The following is an 18,464-nucleotide window of genomic DNA, read 5'->3' as shown; positions in this document are numbered from 1 at the left end:
GTTTTTTAATTTAAAATTGAAGATTGATTCCAGTGGTTACAGTAGAGGTCCGGGGATAAAAATTCCGATCGTCAACTCCAGGGTATAGTCCGGTATCGGATACTTCGGGGTCTTCACCACTATATCCCGTAATAGTAAATACATTTCTGGCGTTTACGTATAATCGTAGACGTGTAAACGGACTATTATCCCCGAGATTGAAATTGTATCCGAATGTAACATTATCCAGTTTTACAAAATCCCCGCTTTCCAAATAGTAGTCTGAATACTGAGGAGCTTCCGAAATATGATCGCTATTGTCTATTGCCGAAGAGAGTACATTGCCGGGAAGAAGTGTTGGATTACCGTAAAAAAGGTTAACGGTATTAAGAATATCGTAATCAAACTTTCCCCGGAAAAACAGGGTCAGATCAAAATTCTTATATTTAAATGTATTGGTCCAGGAAGCGTTAAAATTCGGAAAACCATTACCTATAACGGTATAGTCTTCTTCGGTCATTTCATCTGTTCTTCCTGTAGAACCGTCTGCTTTGTAGAACAGCCATTCCCCGTTTTCCGTAAATCCGGCAAACCTTTTACCGTAAAAATTTCCGATAGATTCTCCTTCAATATTCCTTATGGCATCTCCAAGATTTCCCGGGTTTCCGATATTTCCTCCTCTGATTTCTTTCGCAGAAAAAGTATCGTTCGACAGAGAAGCTAATTCGTTTCTCTGGTAATTTCCGGTAAGGTCCATATTCCAGGAAAAGTTCCCGGTATTCATCACAACCATATTGAGTGCAAGTTCTACTCCATTATTCTCCAAAGTACCTACATTGGTATAAAGGGTGCTATGAACATAAGATGGTTGAGATACCGTATAATTGTACAACAGATCTTCTGTTTTTCGATTATATACATCGATGGCACCACTTATTTTATTTCCGAACAATCCGAAGTCAATCCCTATATTCCATTCTTTCTTTTTCTCCCATTTCAAATCGGGATTCGGATTTTTATTGGGCCCGTAGGTTTGATAATATGTAGCGTTGCCTTCCTCATCGAAAATGGGATATTTTCCACCTGTACCCAATGTAATCAGGGATTGATAATTAGGTATCCCCTGGTTTCCCGTAATTCCGTATCCCAATCTCAATTTGAGACTGGAAACAAAGTCTATGTTTTCCATGAATTCCTCATCCGAGACCATCCAGCCTGCGGAAATTGCGGGAAAGCTCCCCCATTTGTTATTTGCACCGAATCTTGAAGAGCCTTCATACCGGATAGACCCCTGGAGAAAATAACGGTCCAGATAGGAATAATTGACCCGAGAGAAAAAGGCGATAAGAGTATTGTCTTGCTTAAAACTGTACAGGTCTATATTGGGAAGAGATTCGTCAGTAATAGCATTTCCCGAACCGAAGTTCCAGTCTTCAAAGGCATCGGTAGTAAAGCCGCTGTTGTCCATCGAGTATTCTTCCGTAGTTGAATACTGATAACTGTATCCCCCCAATAATCCGAACTGGTGGTCATCAATAGTCTTTTCAAAATTAAATGTGGGTTCAAAGGTTTTGGTTGAGGAAAGATGGTTCGATTTTTTGGCATAGGCCGTACCGTCATAAGCGCTGCCTTCATTATACTGATCCCAGTCGCGCGTGGATCGATAATAGCGATCATTCCAGCTATTCCTCTGGTACGATCCGAAAACCGAGAAGATCAGGCCGTCAATAACCTCATAACTCACCTTGGCATCGGCAGAAAAAGTGACCTGGTCACGTTTATTAAAGCGATTTTCGTAACGTGAAAAAGGGTTGTAACCGTTTTGGGGTTCATAATAACCATATTTTCCTTCATTGTATAAATCCGTTCCTTCTCCTACCGAATAAGGGGCATGGATGGGAGCTGTAGGGTTCCATTCGGACACTACTCCAAAATTCCCGCCACCCAGCAAGTTGGCATCATTAAGGTTAATGGCAAAACTACTCTGGAAATTGAATTTCTTGTCTACTGTAGACTGGCGGATATTAGCCCTTAAACCATACTCTTCCCTGGAATTTTCCTTGGCGATACCCTGAAGGTCACTCATGTACAAGGACACCCGATAATTACCGTTTTCCCCACCACCGGAAGCCACAAAATTGTGATACTGGCTCAGGTTAGACTTGTTCACGAGTTCGTCGTATATATCTGTCGAATATCCCAGGTCGTTACCTTCTCCTATGATTCCCCTGTCAATGAGATCCCGGTATTCGGATGCGGAAAGAAAGTCGGGCCTGTTACGCACAAAATCCCGGGATAAATACGTACTGTAATCAAAGGTGCTTTTCCCTTTTTTACCGCTTCTGGTAGTAATAAGAATAACCCCGTTATTCCCCCTTGTCCCGTATATGGCGGCGGCGGCACCATCCTTCAATACATCGAAAGATTCAATATCATTGGGTTGCAGCAGGTCCAGATTTCCCCCGGGAATCCCGTCTATAACGATTAACGGAGACATATCACCGGTAACCGAGGTAACACCCCTGATCTGAAAACTGGCACTGGAATTCGGGTTATTTCCTCCGGCCTGTGTAATAGCCAGACCGGGGATTTTTCCCTGGATAAGGTTTAACGGGGAGGTTACCACGCCCTGGTTAAAATCATCTGCCGAGACTTTGGATACCGATGTGGTTACCGATCTCCTGCTTTGCGTTCCGTAACCCACCACCACAACTTCGTCGAGGGATTGATTGTCAGCAAACATCTGTATATTGATGGTCGTATTGTTCCCAATCGCCTTGCTGACAGTTTTCATTCCCAAATATGAGAACCGGAGTACCGCATCGGAAGCACCGATTTCCAGGCTGTAATTTCCGTCAAAATCGGTGGTCGTTCCGTTTTGGGTGCCTTCCTCTATTACGCTGACTCCAACCAGGGGAACTCCTTCTTCATCGGTAACCATTCCCGAAACAACAAATTGATTGTTGTTTGTTTCTTCATCGTAAAGTTTCACTGCAAAGGCCGAATGTGCAGACAATACAGTAAGGATCATAAAAAGGAAAAACAGGACAATTCCCGACCTGTTTTTCCTAACCAGTAAATGGCGTTGATCGTTGCCAGGAATAATTTCCTGGTAAATGTTAGTGTTTTTTTTCATCAATAAAGTAAGTTTTAGTTAAAAGTTTTGATTTCTCTAAATTAGTAAATCGATTTAGTAAAGAAAACATACTTGTTAAAATTCATAAAAGAAAGTACTCCTGTTAAATTTTACACATATATCACTTAAACCACATAATTGTTAAATTACAAACACAAACATTAAAAATAACGTTAAATAGCACACAATAAACCATAATAATAAACATAACACCATTATTTTCAATAATTCACAAGTGGAGAAAAAAAATAACTATTTTTGCCACGGCACATCCAAAATTATTGTATCAACCCAACGCTATGGCATCCAAAAACCGACTTCGACTAAAGGATATCGCAGAAGAGTTAAAGGTCTCCACCACTACCGTTTCCTTTGTCCTCAACGGAAAGGGGGAAGAAAAGAACATTTCCAGGAGTGTTATTCAAAAAATCGAAGATTATATCAGTGAGATCGGTTACCAACCGCACACCATTGCCAAAAGCCTCCGGACAGGCCGTTCGAAAATTCTCGTGTTAATGGTAGAAGACATCAGCAATTTATTCTTCTCCAGCATTGCACGTATTATAGAAGACATTGCGCATAAAAAAGGATACAAAATCATTTTTTGCAGCAATGAAAACGATGATACCCGTTCGAAAGAACTCATCAAGTTTTTCAGGGAACGTTCGGTAGACGGGTTCTTTATTGTCCCGTCAACCGGTATCCGGGACGATATACAGTCTTTACTGGACCACAACATCCCGGTTGTTTTGTTTGACCGGTATTTTAAAGGGCTCCCGGTAGGGCATGTAATCATTGATAATGAAAATGCGGCGTACAAAGCCACCAAACACCTCATTGAAAACAATTTTTCAAAAGTGGTATTTCTCACTACCGACATCAACCAGACCCAGATGCTGGACAGGCTCAGCGGATATGAAAAAGCCATGCGTGAAGCCGGTCACGCTCCGCAGACTTTAAAACTCCCCTATCAGAACATCAATCCCCGGAGTGTTGAAAAGGCTTTTCTTAAAACCTTCGGAGGGTTTGACAATGTTGACAGCCTTTTTTTTGCCACCAATTACCTCACCCAGGACGGTATTGCCTTCCTCAAAAAAACAGATTCCGAATTAATCCATAAACTGGGGATCGTTACTTTTGACGACAATGATTTTTTCAATATCTATACTCCTACCATTACTGCAGTTTCGCAACCTCTTGCACAGATAGGGCAAGCCATGATGAAGATCATGCTGGATATCCTGGAAAAGAAAAAAACCGGCGATGAAATACAACATAAGGTAATCCCGGCAAAACTCATTATTCGCGAGTCTTCAATACCTTTAACCTGATACCATATGAGGGCATTTTATCAATATTTGGGTTTCTACTCCAACGGCACCGTAGCACCCCACGTCGGCATACCCGAGATCATCTGCATAAAGCAACACTATATTGGGTTTCCTCACAGTGGTTGTTCCGGATGTCCTGTTTACTTTCTTGCTATCTTTGCGGGACAGCACCAATAGTATTAAAAAAAGTGATATTGCACTTTTCATAATTCCAAAACTATGTATGTCGGCTTATGCCGTGCAAATAAAATTGTTGAATTATAGGGGACAATTGTTGAATACAACCGACTAACACCGGCAAAACTCATATATCATTGCTACCATCATCCTGTTGCCCTGCAAACTGGGAGGGGGTCAGCTAAAATTCCTTTTTAAATGCCTTGCTGAGATAATTGGGGGCACTGTACCCTACATTATAAGCGACCTCGGAAATGCTTTTCCCCGACCTGATCCATCGCCATGCCTTTTTCATCCGGCTTCTTTTTATATATTCCGAAGCACTCAACCCGGTTATTTTTTTATCTTGGTATGCAGTAACGACCGGCTCATACCTGATGAAAGGTAACAAGTTGCATCAGGGTTTTGTGCTGCTCGTCCTCTCCGAGAAACCGTTTTTTAATAGCATCGGGAGTGATGACTTTAAGTTCGCTCAATAATTGCTTGTGGCAGTCGAATAGCTGGCCGTACACTTCATCTAGGTAAGCGTTGAGCCGGCGGTTCTCGGGGAAGGAGCCCTTTACCCGGTCTTTGGTATTGTCCCAAAGGCTGGCTTCGATAGAGTGTTTTTACACTAAACTTCTGCACGCCGTCTGTTAACTGTAATACGTACATAAATGTCTAAAAAATAGGATTGCTCCGGGATTTTCAGGTGAAGAAGATCACACCGAATGTACTGTTTGTTTTCATGGCATTCGTCTTAAATTACACATCATTTTCCTGTAAAAACGAAAGTCAAACCGCCACTAAAAGCCTCTTAAAGATACAACAATCTGAAGAACAACTATTCACCGATTTGTTCACCAGATGGAGTGAATTCAGGTGAATACAAACGATATTAAATGCTATGACTAAAAACAAAAAGCATTAAAGATCAATAGATTAACAATTCTTTTGATGTTGAAAAGTCGGGGTGGCAGCATTATTTTTACATAAGAATTTTATAATCAAAACATTGTCTTATCGAACCCGCGTTAATTATACGATGTTACAGGATACAATAACTTTTGTGTCATCCATAACATTCCGGCATAATCCTGCAAGTTTTCTCGTTTCAAATTCAAAGGCTGTTGAAATGCGGGGCAGCCGGACCCGGTTATAAAATTTCCCCGGCAGTTTTTCTTTCCGTAGGGCCGTGAAACGGTATTTCACTTTTAAGTTATTGGCTGATATTTGGTTAACTAAGCAAAATACGCTATTTTTAAAACACCTGTATGAGTTTCAGAACGTTTCCCTAATACACTTGTCAAATTGATATCGTATACCCCGAACATACTGCGCCTAAGGAAATTTTCAGGTTTCTTTTTATTAGTGGCGGGTTTCACGTGCTGTTCTCCGAAAATGAGTGTTATTGAACCCCTTGTGGAAAACCCGGACAGTTTTTCATCAACGGGACAAGCGGTGATACCCGATAAATGGTGGACGGCATATGAGGATGAGCAGCTCAATATTTTGATGGACAGTGCTTTCGCCAACAACATGAATTTAACAAGCGTATGGTATCAGTTAAAAGAAGCCGAGGCCATCCGCAAAACACAATCCACTTTTTTACTGCCCGATATCGAAGTCGGCGCCCAAACGGCGATAAGCCGTCCGAAACCCGATTTTGCCGGAGGGGAAAATACCCAGTTGGGACTTTCGGCGGGCTATGAAGTTGATCTTTGGGGAAAGATACGGGCCGGCCTGGAAGCAGAAGATTTCAGGCTACGGGCATCGTATTACGATTATCAAACCGCTGCCATGACCCTGTCTGCCCAGATCGCAACGGTCTGGTTTCAGCTCCTTACCACCCGAAAACAGTTAAAACTTGCCACGGAGCAGATCGAGACCAATCAGAAGATCATTAAGTTGATCCGGGTCCGTTTCGGAGGGGGCCAGATAAAAGGTGTGGATATCCTGCGGCAACACCAGTTACTGGAAGAAGCCAAAGATCAACGCATCATCTACGAAACCAATTTAAGCATTTTTAAAAACCAACTCGCTGTCCTGACAGGGACATCCCCCCGGAATTTTACTGCGGAATTACGGGATTCATTACCCCAACTCCCCGCTCTGCCCGCTACCGGGCTCCCCCTGGAACTCGTCAGAAGGCGGCCGGATATTCAACGTGAACACAATTTATTGCTTGCCGCCGACCGGGATATGGCCGCAGCCGTGCGGAACAAATTTCCGCGATTGTCATTAAACCTCTCCATGCAGGCGCGATCTAACGAATACAGTGAGTTATTCTCCAACTGGGCATATACACTCGGGGCAAACCTGCTGGCCCCCGTTTTGTACTGGGGAAGGCTACGGGCCGAAGTAAACAGGACAGAGGCCGTAAAAATGCAACAGCTTTATCGCTACGGGCAGACCGTACTTACGGCTTTTCAGGAAGTTGAAAATGCATTGATCCGGGAAGAAAACCAGTTGAAACGCCTGGATGTACTGGAAAAACGGTTGACCATGGCCGAAAAGGTCAATACACAATTACGCATTGAGTTCCTGAACGGTTTTACGGAGTACCTCGATGTGCTGCTGGCCCTGGACCAGCAGCAACAGTTACAGCGGGACTGGCTGGAAACCCGGCAGGAATTGTATGAAATACGAATTAATTTATACCGGGCCCTCGCAGGGGGTTTTGATACTGGTCGGGAAAATGACGCCGGAACGAACATTCCGGACAAGACAAAAAGGTTATGAGTAAAAAAAGGATCCTCATTATTTGCACACTGATTCTGCTCGGCACAATAGCCGTGGTTTTCCTGGTCTTTAACACGGAACCCATAGCAAAGAGCGAAGCAGCCACCAGAAAAACGGCCATGCTGGTCAGTGTGGAGACCGTGAAGGAAGGTACGTTTGTCCCGGAATTTGCTGCTACCGGAACGGTACAGGCCGTAGAGGACATTCAATTGAGCCCCCTGGTCAGCGGACAGGTCATTCAGCGTGCGGCAGCATTTGTACCCGGCGGTATGGTAAAAAAGGGACAGTTGCTTTTAAGGATCGACCCTTCGGATTATGAAAATCAACTGGAACTGCGCAAAAGCGAATTGCTCCAGGCCGAAACCAATTTAACCATAGAAATGGGTCGGCAGCATATTGCCGAACAGGATTTTGCACTGGTTGGCGGCGACTCGCTTTCCGACAAACAAAGATCACTCGTCCTCCGGCAGCCCCAGTTAAATGCCGTAAAAGCACAGCTCCAGGCGGCCAGGGCCGCTGTTGACCAGGCAGAATTAAACGTAAGGCGAACGCGTATAACCGCACCCTTCGATGCCCAGGTAATTTCACAGAATGTAACCGCAGGCTCACAGGTGGCCCCCGGTGATAACCTGGGCAGGCTGGTAGGAACAGATCATTACTGGATACAGGTAAGCCTGCCCATCAATAAGTTAAAATGGCTGTCCTTTCCTTCAAAGGACAAAGAACAGGGGGCTGCCGTAAAAATCAGCAACAAAACGTCCTGGGGGCAAAATGAAACCAGGACGGGCTACCTGTACAAAAAAATAGGCGCACTCGACCGGCAAACCCGCCTGGCCCGTTTGCTGATTAAGGTCCCCGATCCATTAGGTACTGATATCACCGGCCAAAACGTCCCTGCACTTATGGTAGGTGAATTTGTGGAAGCTTATATCCGGGGGAAAGAAATAGAGCAGGTCGTAAAACTGGACCGCGATCACCTGCGGAACAACCGGACCGTTTGGGTTATGCACAACGGCAAACTGGAAATACGCAAAGTAAGTATCAGGCTGATCGATGCGCATCATGTATATGTTTCAGATGGTATTAAAGGCGGGGAAAAGATAGTGACCACCAACATCAGTACCGTAACCGACGGCGTTCCGCTGCGGACCGGAAGAGATTCGGTCCCCGATTTACAAACCGAGTAAAAAGATCACCCGTGGAAGACCGGCAACCCCATAAACAAAAAGGTATTATCGCCTATATGGCGCGTCATTCCATTGCCGCAAACCTGCTGATGTTTTTGCTGATAGGAGGCGGTATTTATACCATGTTCTCCATACAAAAAGAGGTCTTCCCGCAGTTTCAACTGGATTTTGTCGAAGTGAGTGTGGTATATCCCGGAGCTGCTCCCGAAGAGGTGGAACAGGGTATCCTGCTGCCGGTGGAAGAATCCGTCAGGGGCGTACAGGGCATTAAGGAGATCGTATCAACAGCAAGGGAAGGTTCGGGAACCGTTACTATTGAACTGGTAGCCGGAACCAACCGGATGAAAGCCTTCCAGGACATTGACCAGGCCGTGAACCGGATACGGACATTTCCGGATGACATCGAAGAACCCGAAGTGGTCTTACAGGACCGCCAGCGCGATGTTATGCAGGTTTCCCTTTACGGCGATGCCGATATATGGACACTCCGGAAACTGGCCGAACGCCTGCGGAACCGCTTTTTAAGTCAGCCCGAAATTACACAGGTCACTTTAAACAATGTCCCCGATTATGAAACCCGCATAGAAATTCCGCGTTACAATTTACGGCAGTATCAATTAACACTGGGACAGGTTGCCGATATCGTCGAACAATCGAGCAGGGATGTTCCGGCAGGGGCCGTTGAAACCAGTTCGGGGGAAATCCTGCTCAGACTGAAGGAACGCAAACAGTGGGCCGAAGAGTTCGGCAATATAACCATTGCCTCTTCCCCGGCAGGGGCACAGGTAAAATTAAGGGACATTGCCGTGATTACCGACGGATTTGAAGAAACCGGGTTTCACGGCCAGTTCAACCAGAAACCGGCGGTAGGCATGGAGATCTTCAGGGTCGGAAACCAGTCGCCGCTCGATATCGAAGAACTGGTAAAAGACATACTGAACGACTTCCAGCTACCTCCAGGTGTTCAGTACCGCATTGACAGCAACCGGGCCGACGACTATCGCGAACGTCTTTCCCTGCTCACCGGAAACGGTTTGATGGCGATCGTGATTGTCATGGTCATTCTGACCCTGTTCCTGGAATACCGGCTTGCTTTCTGGGTAATGATCGGCATGGTAATCTCCTTTATCGGCGGGATCACATTCCTGCCCGTGATCGGCGTCAGTATCAATATGATCTCCATGTTCGGCTTCCTGGTGGTTCTGGGTATTGTAGTGGACGATGCCATTGTAGTGGGGGAAAACGTATATGAATACCGCCAGAAAGGCATGAGTATCATGCAGGCGGCCATACAGGGTACGAAAGATGTGTCAAGACCGGTGTTTTTCAGTATACTGACTACCGTTATCGCCTTTATACCGTTACTGCTCATCCCGGGGGAAACCGGTAAGTTCTGGTGGCCCCTTCCCGCCGTGGTCATCGTTATCTTATTGATCTCCCTAATAGAGGCCTTCTTTATTTTACCTTCCCACCTGGGACATATCAGGAAGAAAAAGAAAAAAGGCATTCTCCTTAAACTTGAAAATGCGCAGGACAGGTTCGCCAGGAGATTCGACCGTATCATCCGGAAATATTACCGCCCTTTTCTGGATAAGTGCCTCCGGTTCCGTTACATTACGCTGACGGCTGCAGTAGCCTTGTTGCTCATTGTGGGAAGCTTTGGTTACAGCGACCATATGGGAATGATCTTAATGCCCGAAATCGCTGCCGATGAAATCGAAGCGGGGATCAGGCTCCCGGTAGGGACCACACCCGACCAGGCCGCCAAAGTGGCCGAAGAAGTTACCCAAGCCACCCGGAAAATGTTTGATGAAAACGATTTGTATAAGGTGGCCGAAGGGATAAAAACCAATGTTCGTGGACAAAATTTTATCGATGTGGAGATCGTGATGCGGCCGCCCGATGAACGTGATATGACGGCTGCCCAACTCATTGCCCTTTGGCGTGATAATATTGGCGATATCCGCGGAGTAGACCAGATCACCTTCGAAGCCGAACGGGGCCCCGGTGGATACCGCCAGGACATCAGCGTAGACCTGAGCCATACGGATATTGATGTTCTGGCAAAGGCAAGCAAGGTTTTTGTAGAAAGAATGACCGCTTTTGAAAATACCCGCGATGTGAGTGACAATTACAACAAGGGTAAAGTACAATACGATTTTAAGCTCTTACCGCAAGGGAGAAATCTGGGATTAACCGCATCTCAGGTAGGCCGGCAGGTGCGGGACGCCTTTTTCGGCGCACTGGCCATGCGGCAGCTACGGGGCAATAACGAAGTGGAAATCCACGTAAAGCTGCCGTTGGAAGAACGCAAGGACATACAAAACCTGGAAGATTTTATCATCCGGACCCCGGACAGTATGGAAGTTCCCTTAATGGACGTAGTGGAGGTGGAAGAAAAAGAAGCATTCACCTCTATCAACAGGCGGGACGGGAGAAGGGTGATAAATGTAGGCATGGATGCCGAACCGGCCAATGCCGTAAGCAGGGTCCTGGCTGCCATACAGGGCGAAGTACTCCCGCAGTTACGGGCCGATTATCCCGGGCTTACATGGACCTTTGAAGGGAGCCAGGCCGATATGCGGGAATCGACAAACTCCCTGTGGGGAACCTTTTCCATGGCGCTTATGCTTATTTATGCGTTGCTGGCATTGGCATTTAACAATTACGTTCAGCCCTTTATTGTGCTTTCGGCCATCCCCTTCGGAATAGTCGGTGCCGTGATCGGGCATATTATCCTCGGATACGACCTTTCACTGGTCAGTTTAATGGGAATGATAGCGCTGGCCGGTGTTGTGGTCAATGATTCCCTTATCATGATCGATTACGCCAACGGTATACGAAAAGACCAGCCGGCCTACAAAGCCATTCACGAGGCCGGGATACGGCGCTTCCGCCCCATTATGCTGACCACCCTGACCACTTTCGGCGGACTTACCCCGATTATCCTGGAAACGTCCTCACAGGCATTTTACCTGATCCCCATGGCCATTTCATTAGGTTTCGGGATCGTATTCGCCACTTCCATTATCCTGATCATCGTGCCCTGCCTCTATCTTGTACAGGAGGACATCCGTTCAATTATTAAGAACAGGAAAAATACCGCTGAAAAAACGGTATAACCTGTCAAAAATAACCGGACTGCTGTTATCTTCAGTATTTATCCACATCTTCCGACCCGGAAAGTGTTTTCATAAAGGCTACAATGGCATTTTGTTCCTCATCGGTAAGGTCAAGGTTGTCAAAAGGAAGCGTTTGGTGCGGAAGTTCAAAACCGAGCCCTCCGCCACCGCCGAGGTTATAAAAATTCACGACTTCTTCCAGGGTATTGTAAACCCCGTTATGCATATAAGGCGCTGTTTCGGCTATATTTCTTATTGTCGGCGTCTTAAACATGCCCTTGTGAATGGCCTCGTTGTATTTCCAGTAAAAGCCGTAATCATCGTCTAATGCATTGTTACCTGCCGTTTCCGGAACCCCGATAACCTCTTTTTCGGTATCGTTAAAAAACGGCGGTACCGTACCGTTTGTAAGCGGAATAAAATGACAGGTGGCACACAGGGCCTTTCCCATAAACAGGTTGAATCCCTGTTTTTCCGCCGCGGTAAAAGTGGCTTCTTCCCCCCTGATATTCCTGTCGAATTTTGAATCGAAATTATTCAGCGTACTGATGTAAGAGGAAATGGCCTTTATAATGTTCAGGTTGTTTTTGGGCACATTGCCGAAGGCCTTTTTAAATTTTTCGTGATACGCACTGTCCTTTAAAATATCCGTATTGAATTCATGCACCGTAACATTGAATTCGTCCTTATCAGTAAATACGGAAGATATCTGGCTCAAAAGATCTTCTGCCCTTCCGTCCCAGAAGAAGCTTTTCTGGAAAGCTACGTTCAGCAGTGTAGGCGTATTTCTCAACAGTGGTTTTCCCTTGTTATCGGTATTCGTTACCAAACCGTCGGTATAGGCTTTTTCGGGGATATGACATGTGGCACAGGCCATAGTGCCGTTTGCCGACAATCCGGGCTCGAAAAACAGTTTTTTGCCCAGTTCTGTTTGTGCCCGGGAAGGATTTTTATTGGTATTCGATGTAAAATAGGCCGGGTTAAAGGAATCTTCTTCAAAAAAGGTGGGCGCGTCGAAATTAAAAGGGAAATCATCCGAAGCTTCCCAGATTCCCGACGTTTTCCGGATGTCAACCCAGGTACGGGTAACGGGGTTCATGTAATCCCTGATAAAAGTAAACCGGTCGAAGGTTTCGAAATCCGGGTGGGAAGAAGCGTAATTTTCGGCCCGTTCCAGCGCTTCCAGAAACCGTTTGTTCAGCGTATCGTCCTTTTCCCTTACAATATCGCGAATGCTCCGGTTATATGTTTCCCTCAGGGCATCAAGTGAGACTTCTATTTCATCCATGCTCAAATAGCTCACGGGCGTGTCAAAACCGGAGGTCGAAAAACTTATGATCCTGAAGAGTTGCTGGTGTGTGGCCACAAAAAAACGCTGCGGGTTTAGGGCCCTCTTTTCCATGTCTTTTTTCAATACTTCCAGCATGCCCCTTGTAATATCAACTTCATACCGGAAGTCCGTATCCGAAACCCCGCCTTCGTAGATGCTTTCCTCTATTTTCTGAAGCCCTACGGGGGCCAGGACCTTCTGGTTGTCTTCCTTAAAAACAGGCAGGGCGGGACCGTTTACCCTGTGCCCTACTTCCGGGTTGAGATAGGAGGCGTAAGGTTCGGATTTTTTAAATGCTGTCCGGAGTTTTTTAAACATCTTTTTGGCATTCTTGCCCTTAACACCTTCAGCTTTCAGGGAATCGGCATAGCTAATGGCATCGGTTATGGCTTCCAAGTAATAATTCCGCGTGTTTTCCCAGCCGGGTATCTTTTTCAGGTCTTCCTTTTTACAGGAATATCCGATGAATATTATAAGTACTATAAAAAAAGTCTTTTTTCGCATTTCAATTAATTTTATTGAGCTATACGCACCGATGCCATTTATATTAAGTCCGCAAGCACGTGATTAACATCCGTACAACACAAAAAGGCCACCATTACGGGAATGGGGCCTTTGCCTTGTACGGTTCGTAACAATTATCTCGGTAATCCTTTTAATAATACGATCTGGGAAGCCTGGTCATCTTCGCGTTCCGCATTGGTATGCCCGTCGAGGTTCATGAAATCCTCGCTTTCCCAGTAATGCGGCTGGACGGCAAGGATAAAAGTCCCGGGAACCCCTACTTTATCCGAAACATCGATCAGCGATCCGAACTCCCCGCTAAAACCGGAGCTGAAATCGGGATCGAGGTCCTGCCGTACCACCAGTTCCAGTACTTTGGAAATATTAGCCCCGTTAAGGTCGGACTGATAGATATAGGCCGGATGGCCCCTGTCAAAAGAATTGGGGTCTTCCTGTATGTAGATAAAGTTCTCGGTCACACAAATATTGTCCGGGCTCTGTAATTCGGCCAGGTTACCGTCCATATTATTGGTATTGGTATTCCCGCTGATCACCTGTGTCAGTTTACCGGTCAGGGGCGAATCGGCATCCAGTTCCAGTTTGTAAACAGTTCCCCAGTCGTTATACGTGCCTCGTCCGGGGCCCCTTCCCGTTACTGCGAAGTACACATTTTTCGCATTTTCGTCAGAACCTTTTTGATAATCGACATCTTCTACCCGCATAAACTGGGTGGCATTGGCATCCATACAGGCCGTTTCCATTTCGACATGTGTCTTGGAGGCCCCGTCTTCAATTTCAACAAATTCAACTTCGTAGGTCACTCCCCTGTCAAAACTGGCCTCGTTATAGGCCATATCTTCTTCTACGGCAGTAACGCCATCGGCCCCGTCGGAAACCTGTTTGGTCTTTAAGACGTATATTTTACCATTCTCCAGGTCGTCGTCCCCGTTTTCGGAGTAATACAATATCACCTGGCCTTCGGAATCGCTCGAATCATCATCCCCGCCAATGATCACCGTTTTCCCGGAATAGGCATCTTTGGGTAACGGGACGGCATTCTCCCAGGAGAACTCTCCCAGGGCATCCAGTCCGAAATCGGCAGTCGGCGTGGGGTTTTCCACCCAGGGATCTATACCTTTAACGTCATAGTTGATGCTCTCTGAAGCAGAAAGGAACAAATCCCGGGAACCGCCGTGAACGGCAGCTTCCCACATGGTGGCGGAACACTGCCTGGCATAATCCGAAACCCCGGAATTCAATAGGTAGTCGCCCGATACGGGGTTCATATGTTCATCGAAAAAAATCCTGGAAACGGCATAGCTGTCTTCACAGTTCACCACATACATATAGCCGTCGTCATTATTTAAAAACCCGGCTCCATCGGCAGAACCGGCCAGTTGAAAGTTGTCTCCTATAACGTCGGGCGTACTGACCAGTGCGTAGGCTTCCACAAAATTGAACTGACCGGATAGCGCTACCAGGGGTTTTGTCCCCGATTTGTTCTCGAACATGGTGGGTTGCCCGGTAAGGTCTTCCCCGTCTTCTCCATCCACGCCATCTGCACCATCGGTTCCGTCAATGCCGTCGGCACCATCTTCTCCGTCACAGCTAAAGAGTAACAATCCCAATACGGGAATAATCAAGAGTTTGTAAAGCAGGTTAATTCTTTTCATGATTTGATTTTTGATTTGTCCCAAAAATACTTTGTCAGTACCCGGATGGCGTTAATTCAAAATTATCTTTCAGTTCCAAAACTTAATTTTATGTTAAATCGAATACCTGCTTTCGGATAATCCGAGACCGGGGCTCATTCCCGGTTTGTCACAAAGGACCGCACCGGGGACCATTTGCTCCAGTTCAGGTTCTGGTCCCTGTAGCGTACCCTCCAGTAGTAGGTTGTGCCCGGTTTTAACAACCTGTAAATTTTTTCGTCCGTCAGGTCATCCCCGGCCTGCCTGTTTTCGTTGTAATACCGGTTTTCGTATTGCTTCCAGCTATCCACCACCATATCTGAAAAACCGGGAGTGGTGCTTATCTGCCAGTTCGATGCGGCATGAAAAGCCCCTTTCCTGTCACTTTTAAATCCTGATGCCTTTAAGACCAGTTCCTCCGGATCTACATTCTTTCCCGCAGGATAGACACCTTCCGGTGTTGCCGGGGCTTTGCCGTATCTCCATACTGTAATGCTGTCTGTAAGTTCATTGTCTTTTTTCCGGTACTGGTTGCCCCTGCTTATACGTTTTACGGTAAACTTCGGATTCCCCTCACCGGGTGCCACCTCTACCATAACAAAGCCGTATTCATCCTGGGTTACGGTAAACTCGTCATAGTCCCTGCCTTCGAATTCACCCCAGTTGTCAATAGCCCCTCCTGCCGTGGCCACATTTATCCACAGGTGTTTGTGATCTTTGGACTGCCCCCTGGAATACCCGTGAGTATGCCCGAAAAAGTGAACGCTGGGCTTTCCCGTTTCATCGGTGAACTTTTCCAGTCTTTTTACCACTTCCCCGGTAAAGTCTTCTTCTCCCGGAATCCACAGTTCCGATTTATGAGGATGGTGCATTTGCGCAAAAACAAAATCTATTTCTTTACTGTTTGCCGTTTCTTCCAGTACTTTTTCGAGCCATACCATCTGTTCTTTGATATCCCTGTAGCCCTGATTGGAATCCAGGCCCAGAATACGCGTATTGCCATAGTCTTTGTACCACCAGTGCTCTGCATATTCCGGACTTCCGTTTTCGGGGAGGCTGAAATATTTAAAGAAAAACACGGAATTCCGCTCGTGGTTTCCCGGAACGGGATAGACGGGGACACTGGAAAACAACTTTTCTGCCGGCCGGAAAAAATGGTCTCCCCACTGATGGAACCTGGCCCCGTTCTCTACGAGATCTCCCGGGATCAGGATCATGGCCAGGTTGTCGGGAACGGTCCCTTCAAATTCCTTTTTCAGGTATGCCAGTATCCCTTCATTCACCACCTCGTAAAATTTGTCGGGGGCATCCCTGTCATATTGCATATCGCTCATGGCCAGAAAACGGAACGACTCCCCATCGGATGAAAAAGGCGGGGTTTTAAACTGGTAAACATCGGATGTTGCTTTCCCGGTTTTTACGCGGTAATAATATACGGTAAACCGTTTCAGTCCGATCAGTTTTACCTTGTGGACACGTGTTCCGGTAAAATTTATATCCGTAGCCGAACCCGTCGTTACATTACCGAGGTCCGGGGACACCCCCCATTCCACAATACTTTCTTCTCCACTGTCGGTTTGCCACATAACGGTTACCGATTCGGGGCCGGCATCCTGAAGGTAAGGCTGTATTTCAATGTTTTGTGCATTTCCGGTAATAATACCCCAGCCCGTGACAAAAATGAAAATTATATTAAGTTGTATTCGTTTCATAACATTTCTGAATATTTAAAATGCCGTCACTCCCGGGAGTGACGGCATTTCATTTAAATTTTGAGTTTACTGCAACCACCAGGGAATTTCCCGTATCTTATCGTTCCCGTCCCCGAACTGGTCGGCTATGGCCCGGGAAACGTTGTCCGTATTCTGGATATATTCACTTTCGGGATATATCCAGCGTGTCGGGGGCGTTGCTCCGGGATTGTGAATAAATTCCGGATATCCCGTACGTAACTGGTCGAAATACATCCTCCAACCCGACTGCAGGAAAGAAGTAAAGTATTTTTGTGTCATAATACGTTCCAGCTTTTCTTCGAAGGAAACGGCCCGGGTAAAATCCACCTGCTCTCCCGCAAGGTAAGTTTCGGCAGCAGCGTCGGTAACATATTCTGTATAATTGGAAACCTCGTTCTTATACCCGGTGGCATAGGTATTGTAAAATTTAAACGAAGCTTTTACCCCGTTTTCGTAATGCATCCGTGCATCGGAAGATATCCAGCCCCTCAGGGCGGCCTCTGCCAGGATAAATTCTACTTCGGCATAACCAAGGATGTTATGGGGTTCTGTGGTGGGGTGTTTGGTATACCTTTCGTTTACCTTGGAAGCATTTCCTTCTGCGGCCTTATCGTTGACCTCTGCATAAGGGGCGAGCGGGTTTCCGCCTTCATACGCATCGAAATCGTTCTCCGCCAACCCGCCTTCCTTGGCGTTTCTCGTCATACCGCAAAAGATGAACAGTCTCGGGTCTTTCCTGTCCTGCAATTTTTTGATAAATGTGGAATCCATGTACATCCCCGACCCGTAACCGCTGGAATTGTACTCGGTGTAACGGCTGCCGTCCTGGTCTATGAACTCCAGCTGGGCATTATCGTCATTTGATTGCAGAATGGGCTGGTTGTTATAGATGGAAGCAAAAGTGTTCTTTATATTGAGATCGGCATCTGCTTCCTTTCCGGAAAGGGTCATTAGTATTTTTAACCGGTATGCATTGATCAGTTTTCTCCATTTCACGGGGTCCCCGTCAAAAATAATATCGCCGTCCACAGCTACTTCGGTACTGTTCTCCAAAAGGGTATTGGCCTCTTCCAGCTCTTTCAGAATACCGAGGAACACTTCCTTCTGCGAATCGTATTCCGGGGAATAAACCTCCCCTTCTTCGCCCTGAAGGGCATCATTATAGGGGATATCACCGAAAGTCAGGGTCAGTTTATAAAAGTAATATGCCCTGAAGAACCTGGCCAGTGCTTTATAGGTATCGCTTTCCATTCGCGTGGCCTCTTCCATCATCTTGGTTACGTCCCTGAGCCTGTTATAATCGTTAAAACCGGCCCGGTTCCAGTTGTAATACTGGTTGTTGTTCTCCCCGTCGGTCTGCACCAGCATCCTGGAGGCATACATGGGGCCCGTTCCTTCTACCTGGAATGCCCTGAAAGAGATGTCGGTAAGCAACAACTGCGGGTGTGTAACATCCACATTGTTCGGGTTCTCGTTGATTTCCGTAAGGTCGCTGCACCCGGAAAGTGCCAGTATTCCCGTTACGACTAATAGTATGGTGATCTTTTTCATGG

The 18,464-nt window shown here is 46.4% G+C and carries 12 protein-coding genes; 4 read left to right on the top strand and 8 right to left on the bottom strand.

Translation table 11 applies throughout. The annotated features are described in order from the left end of the window. Positions 1 to 10: 10 nt before the first annotated feature. On the bottom strand, positions 11 to 3,115 hold the full coding sequence (locus LS482_RS18670; RefSeq protein WP_233029032.1) for a SusC/RagA family TonB-linked outer membrane protein: 3,105 nt from the start codon (positions 3,113 to 3,115) through the stop codon (positions 11 to 13). Between the two features lie 299 nt (positions 3,116 to 3,414). On the opposite strand from LS482_RS18670, the gene LS482_RS18665 reads away from it, so the two are divergent. Continuing rightward, a complete protein-coding gene (locus LS482_RS18665; RefSeq protein ID WP_233029031.1) occupies positions 3,415 to 4,446 on the top strand; it encodes a LacI family DNA-binding transcriptional regulator in 1,032 nt (343 codons plus the stop codon). Here LS482_RS18665 and LS482_RS18660 read toward each other — a convergent pair. From LS482_RS18660 to LS482_RS21820, 3 genes are all read right to left on the bottom strand, one after another. Beyond that, positions 4,438 to 4,653: a hypothetical protein gene (locus LS482_RS18660; RefSeq protein ID WP_233029030.1), complete on the bottom strand. Its 216-nt coding sequence runs from the start codon at positions 4,651 to 4,653 to the stop codon at positions 4,438 to 4,440. The two genes, LS482_RS18665 and LS482_RS18660, sit on opposite strands and share 9 nt — an antisense overlap. A gap of 151 nt (positions 4,654 to 4,804) precedes the next feature. Next, the gene (locus tag LS482_RS21720) at positions 4,805 to 5,014 is read right to left on the bottom strand and encodes a helix-turn-helix domain-containing protein (RefSeq protein WP_302849332.1); all 210 of its coding nucleotides are present in this window, start codon (positions 5,012 to 5,014) and stop codon (positions 4,805 to 4,807) included. Then, positions 4,992 to 5,222, bottom strand: coding sequence for a hypothetical protein (locus tag LS482_RS21820; protein WP_367890610.1), 231 nt, complete (start codon positions 5,220 to 5,222; stop codon positions 4,992 to 4,994). The genes LS482_RS21720 and LS482_RS21820 overlap by 23 nt, the downstream gene beginning before the upstream one ends. 781 nt (positions 5,223 to 6,003) lie before the next feature. Between LS482_RS21820 and LS482_RS18650 the strand changes: the two genes are divergently transcribed. The 3 genes from LS482_RS18650 to LS482_RS18640 are packed head-to-tail and all read left to right on the top strand — an operon-like array spanning position 6,004 to position 11,653. Next, the gene (locus LS482_RS18650) at positions 6,004 to 7,344 is read left to right on the top strand and encodes a TolC family protein (protein WP_233029028.1); all 1,341 of its coding nucleotides are present in this window, start codon (positions 6,004 to 6,006) and stop codon (positions 7,342 to 7,344) included. Continuing rightward, the gene (locus LS482_RS18645; protein WP_233029027.1) at positions 7,341 to 8,531 is read left to right on the top strand and encodes an efflux RND transporter periplasmic adaptor subunit; all 1,191 of its coding nucleotides are present in this window, start codon (positions 7,341 to 7,343) and stop codon (positions 8,529 to 8,531) included. Before LS482_RS18650 ends, LS482_RS18645 begins: the two co-directional genes overlap by 4 nt. An 11-nt stretch (positions 8,532 to 8,542) precedes the next feature. After that, positions 8,543 to 11,653: an efflux RND transporter permease subunit gene (locus tag LS482_RS18640; RefSeq protein WP_233029026.1), complete on the top strand. Its 3,111-nt coding sequence runs from the start codon at positions 8,543 to 8,545 to the stop codon at positions 11,651 to 11,653. Between the two features lie 31 nt (positions 11,654 to 11,684). Here the strand turns inward: LS482_RS18640 and LS482_RS18635 are convergent, their stop codons facing one another. The 4 genes from LS482_RS18635 to LS482_RS18620 form a co-directional block, all read right to left on the bottom strand. Then, the gene (locus LS482_RS18635) at positions 11,685 to 13,487 is read right to left on the bottom strand and encodes a cytochrome-c peroxidase (protein ID WP_233029025.1); all 1,803 of its coding nucleotides are present in this window, start codon (positions 13,485 to 13,487) and stop codon (positions 11,685 to 11,687) included. A 134-nt stretch (positions 13,488 to 13,621) separates the two neighbouring features. Next, entirely contained in the window at positions 13,622 to 15,160 is a 1,539-nt protein-coding gene (locus tag LS482_RS18630) for a PhoX family protein (RefSeq protein WP_233029024.1), read from the bottom strand. A gap of 134 nt (positions 15,161 to 15,294) precedes the next feature. Continuing rightward, the gene (locus LS482_RS18625) at positions 15,295 to 16,890 is read right to left on the bottom strand and encodes a fibronectin type III domain-containing protein (RefSeq protein ID WP_233029023.1); all 1,596 of its coding nucleotides are present in this window, start codon (positions 16,888 to 16,890) and stop codon (positions 15,295 to 15,297) included. A gap of 66 nt (positions 16,891 to 16,956) precedes the next feature. Further along, positions 16,957 to 18,462: a SusD/RagB family nutrient-binding outer membrane lipoprotein gene (locus LS482_RS18620; RefSeq protein WP_233029022.1), complete on the bottom strand. Its 1,506-nt coding sequence runs from the start codon at positions 18,460 to 18,462 to the stop codon at positions 16,957 to 16,959. Positions 18,463 to 18,464 lie beyond the last annotated feature (2 nt).

The sequence above is a fragment of the Sinomicrobium kalidii genome, assembly GCF_021183825.1.
Taxonomy (GTDB): domain Bacteria; phylum Bacteroidota; class Bacteroidia; order Flavobacteriales; family Flavobacteriaceae; genus Sinomicrobium; species Sinomicrobium kalidii.
This window is presented reverse-complemented; position numbering and strand designations above follow the sequence as displayed.

What these genes read in the sequence shown, in the direction of transcription:
- LS482_RS18650 (WP_233029028.1), top strand. Translation starts at nt 6,004, where the DNA reads ATGAGTGTTATTGAACCCCTTGTGGAAAACCCGGACAGTTTTTCATCA.
- LS482_RS18645 (WP_233029027.1), top strand. Translation starts at nt 7,341, where the DNA reads ATGAGTAAAAAAAGGATCCTCATTATTTGCACACTGATTCTGCTCGGC.
- LS482_RS18630 (WP_233029024.1), bottom strand. Translation starts at nt 15,160, where the DNA reads ATGAAAAGAATTAACCTGCTTTACAAACTCTTGATTATTCCCGTATTG.
- LS482_RS18660 (WP_233029030.1), bottom strand. Translation starts at nt 4,653, where the DNA reads ATGAAAAGTGCAATATCACTTTTTTTAATACTATTGGTGCTGTCCCGC.
- LS482_RS18620 (WP_233029022.1), bottom strand. Translation starts at nt 18,462, where the DNA reads ATGAAAAAGATCACCATACTATTAGTCGTAACGGGAATACTGGCACTT.
- LS482_RS18665 (WP_233029031.1), top strand. Translation starts at nt 3,415, where the DNA reads ATGGCATCCAAAAACCGACTTCGACTAAAGGATATCGCAGAAGAGTTA.
- LS482_RS18670 (WP_233029032.1), bottom strand. Translation starts at nt 3,115, where the DNA reads ATGAAAAAAAACACTAACATTTACCAGGAAATTATTCCTGGCAACGAT.
- LS482_RS18625 (WP_233029023.1), bottom strand. Translation starts at nt 16,890, where the DNA reads ATGAAACGAATACAACTTAATATAATTTTCATTTTTGTCACGGGCTGG.
- LS482_RS18635 (WP_233029025.1), bottom strand. Translation starts at nt 13,487, where the DNA reads ATGCGAAAAAAGACTTTTTTTATAGTACTTATAATATTCATCGGATAT.